The organism is Leuconostoc sp. BM2 (assembly GCF_002095565.1).
In the GTDB taxonomy this organism is placed as follows: Bacteria; Bacillota; Bacilli; order Lactobacillales; family Lactobacillaceae; genus Leuconostoc; species Leuconostoc falkenbergense.
Window position 1 is genome coordinate 1 of record NZ_MOWQ01000119.1, and the last position, 654, is coordinate 654.

Annotated in this window: 2 protein-coding genes; both read left to right on the forward strand. The window is 36.7% G+C overall.

The features are described from left to right. Positions 1-472: IS110 family transposase (locus BMG01_RS10745; protein ID WP_233127315.1), on the forward strand; the 472-nt coding region annotated here is incomplete at its 5' end. Positions 473-490: 18 nt separating this feature from the next. Next, positions 491-654, forward strand: a 164-nt coding sequence (locus BMG01_RS10750) for a transposase (RefSeq protein ID WP_080539941.1), incomplete at its 3' end; no start/stop codon positions are given.

Sequence of the window (654 nt, forward strand, 5' to 3'; positions counted from 1 at the left end):
AAAACAGTTGGATCAGCTTCGCCCGAATAAAAATGATTTGAATGATGCTAAAAACTTGGCTGAGACCCAATTCATTTTAGCTCGTGCTAAAAGTTATGTTCAAAATCCAATTTATATTGAGTTACAAGATATGAGCCGCTTTTATCAACAAATTAATCATGATATTGTCAGTACAAAAAATAGATTACATCGCACTTTACAACTGACCTTTCCTGAAATCGAAGGACTCTTTTCTGCCACCGATAGTCCACATTACTGGGAACTCTTAACAATAGTACCACATGCAATAATTACAAGACGTTCGAGGCAAGCACTCATGGACACGATTCAAGGTGGGATTAGTTGGCATATCGGTCACGAGAGATTACGTAAATTAGTCGACCAACTAATGAGTATGGGTCAGATATCGGCGCCTGCAGTTGCTGCTCTTATACTAAAAAAATGGACTATTTTTATTCAGTCCATAAAATGAAAGTATAGGAGTATTTTTATGTCAATTCGTTATTCACAAGATTTCAAAGATTCATTGGTTAAACTTCACCAAGAAGGCCGTTCACTCAAATCATTAGCAGAAGAATTTGGACCATCAAAAGATTCTATTGCTATTTGGGTTAAACAAGCTACCCCAATCATGATCAAGGGTCAGTCAAAGAC